This is a genomic window from Pseudomonas sp. CM25 (assembly GCF_013179705.1).
Taxonomy (GTDB): domain Bacteria; phylum Pseudomonadota; class Gammaproteobacteria; order Pseudomonadales; family Pseudomonadaceae; genus Aquipseudomonas.
Genome location: NZ_JABMCW010000519.1, coordinates 1 through 2,720, shown reverse-complemented (window position 1 = coordinate 2,720; position 2,720 = coordinate 1). Strand labels below are relative to the sequence as shown.

Genomic DNA, 2,720 nt, shown 5'->3' with positions numbered 1-2,720 from the left:
ACGCACCGTCGGCCCCCAGCAGGCTCAACTGCTGGGCCACATGGCTTTCGAAGGCGGGCGCATCATTCGTGAGCGCGTGGCCAAGTACAACATTCAGTGCGACCTGAAAGACGGTGGCGTATTCGCCGCCATCACCAGCAAGCAGATGGGCCACCTGGAGTCGCAAAAACGCCTGTGGGAACGCTTTGGCCATAATCAGCTGGAGCTGATGGACCAGAAGCGCATCCGCGAAGTGGTTGCCTGCGACAGCTACATCGGTGGCATGCTCGACATGAGCGGCGGCCACATCCACCCGCTCAACCTGGCACTGGGCGAAGCCGCTGCGGTCGAGTCGCTGGGCGGCATCATCTATGAGCAAACCCCGGCCATTCGTATCGAGCGCGGTGCCAACCCGGTCGTACACACCCCGCAGGGCAAGGTCCGCGCCAAGTTCATCATTGTCGCCGGCAACGCCTACCTGGGCAACCTGGTACCCGAGCTGGCCGCCAAGTCGATGCCATGCGGCACCCAGGTGATCACCACCGAGCCACTGGGCGAGGAACTGGCGCGCACGCTGCTGCCACAGGACTACTGCGTCGAGGACTGCAACTACCTGCTCGACTACTACCGCCTGACCAGCGACAAGCGCCTGATCTTCGGCGGTGGCGTGGTGTACGGCGCGCGTGACCCGGCCAACATCGAGGCGATCATCCGTCCGAAGATGATCAAGGCGTTCCCGCAGCTGAAGAACGTGAAAATCGACTACGCCTGGACCGGTAACTTCTTGCTGACGCTATCGCGCCTGCCGCAGGTCGGCCGTATCGGCGACAATATCTACTATTCCCAGGGCTGCTCGGGCCACGGCGTCACCTACACCCACCTGGCGGGCAAGGTGCTGGCCGAGGCTCTGCGTGGCCAGGCCGAGCGTTTCGATGCCTTCGCCGGCCTGCCGCACTACCCGTTCCCGGGTGGCCAGATGCTGCGCGTACCGTTCAGCGCCATCGGTGCCTGGTACTACAGCCTGCGCGATCGCCTGGGCTTCTGATGCAGGCAGGCCGGTAGCGGCTAATGCCAGTCAAAGGCTAATGGGGCTGCTGCGCAGCCCGTCGCCGGCAAGCCATGCTCCCACAGGTACGGAGCATGGCTTGAATGCGATGGGCTGCAAAGCGGCCGCAATTGCTTGACTGACTGGCGTACCGGCAGCGGCACACTTATTTGTTCAGGCTGTTCACGGCCTGCTTTGCCGCAATCTCCTGCCCCGCCCGCGCCAGCTCATCCGCAGCCTGCAACCAACGCTGGCGGTCGACCTGGGCCGGCAACTGGCGCGGTGGCTGCACCAGCACCGCCCAACTTCCCTGCTTGGCCCACGCCGAGACAAAATCATCGAACGCCATCACCTGCCGCCGGTGCATGCCCGAGCGCAATAGCACCCGCTGCTTGTAGCGGTCATAACCGATCAGCACGGCATAGCGTGGCTCGCTCCACCAGGCCGAACCGTCCTCATAACGCAGCAACACCGGGTTGCCCGCCGCTACCTGGGTCAACAGCGCGTCCAGCTGCTTGTCCAACGGGTACACCACCATGCCGTAGTCCCGCGCCACGCGGGGGATGCCGCTGTCCAGTGTTTCGGCGCCCTGGGGCAGGTTCAGCGGTTTGTCCAGCAGCCCAGGGGTGATCGGCGCGCCCTGTTGCGACAGCACCGCCGCCAGGGCCATGGCGCCGCTGTGGTTAGCGTTGCCACGGTAGAAGGGCACGCTGCTGATCTCGACCCGTTGCGGAAGGCCCTTCAGATTGCCGGGAGGCGTGCCGGCACAGCCAGCCAGGGTTACCGCAATCAGGCACGCCAGCAGCAACCGCCGCGAGCCAGTGAATGGCGACTTGCAGGAAACGTGCTCCATGGACACTCGCTTGTTCCAACGCCAGGCAGGCAGCGCCCGGCTCTGGGCACCGATCATAGGTCCCACGGCGGCGCGGGTATAGTCCGACAGCCGCTTGAAGCGAATCGGACCAAAGCGCAGGGCTTTATTCGATGGAACGTCACACGGGCCGAGCTAGACTAAAGCTGTGTCTGGAACGCGAGCGCTGGCATCCCCGAGCGCTTGCTGTAGAGATGGAGGCACAGATGAGCCTGACCTTGGCAATCCTCATGCTGGTGGGTATGTGGCTGAGCGTCGCAGCCGCCATGTTGTGGGGTGTACTGCGTATCGTGCGGCGTCATGCCCACCACCTGCCACCCCAAACCCCGGCCAAGCCGCAAACCGTGCGCCGCACGGGGCGGCATGCCGGAGTGCACTGATCTGAGCATTACCCGAGGCCCGCAAACGGGGCGCAACGCGCCCCGTTTTCACATCAACCTTCCGCCGCCTCGCGCTTCATGCGCGCCCGGCGGGCGAAGATGTTGAGCATCTCGATCACCGTCGAGAACGCCATGGCCGCATACACATAACCTTTCGGTACATGGGCGCCAAAGCCTTCGGCGATCAGGGTCATGCCGATCATGATCAGGAAGCCCAGCGCCAGCATGACCACGGTCGGGTTGTCGTTGATGAAGTTGGCCAGCGGGTCGGCAGCCACCATCATCACGATGACCGCAGTGATCACGGCGATGATCATAATCGGCAGGTGCTCGGTCATGCCCACGGCGGTGATGATGCTGTCGACCGAGAAGACAATGTCCAGCAGCAGGATCTGGAAGATTGCCGCAGCAAAGCCCAGGGTAACTGTCGAACCCACCTTGGCTT

Annotated in this window: 4 protein-coding genes; 2 read left to right on the top strand and 2 right to left on the bottom strand. The window is 63.8% G+C overall.

The genetic code is table 11. From position 1 onward, the window contains the following. Positions 1-1,024: FAD-binding oxidoreductase (locus tag HP546_RS28810; RefSeq protein ID WP_172232847.1), on the top strand; the 1,024-nt coding region annotated here is incomplete at its 5' end. 166 nt (positions 1,025-1,190) lie between these two features. Here HP546_RS28810 and HP546_RS28805 read toward each other — a convergent pair. After that, positions 1,191-1,934 (bottom strand): peptidase C39 family protein, encoded by a 744-nt coding sequence (locus HP546_RS28805; RefSeq protein ID WP_172232844.1) that lies wholly within the window; start codon positions 1,932-1,934, stop codon positions 1,191-1,193. Between the two features lie 167 nt (positions 1,935-2,101). Here HP546_RS28805 and HP546_RS28800 point away from each other — a divergent pair, with 167 nt between their 5' ends. Continuing rightward, positions 2,102-2,275 (top strand): hypothetical protein, encoded by a 174-nt coding sequence (locus HP546_RS28800; RefSeq protein ID WP_172232841.1) that lies wholly within the window; start codon positions 2,102-2,104, stop codon positions 2,273-2,275. A 53-nt stretch (positions 2,276-2,328) separates the two neighbouring features. On the opposite strand, the gene HP546_RS28795 is transcribed toward HP546_RS28800, so the two are convergent. After that, positions 2,329-2,720: TerC family protein (locus tag HP546_RS28795; protein WP_372242472.1), on the bottom strand; the 392-nt coding region annotated here is incomplete at its 5' end.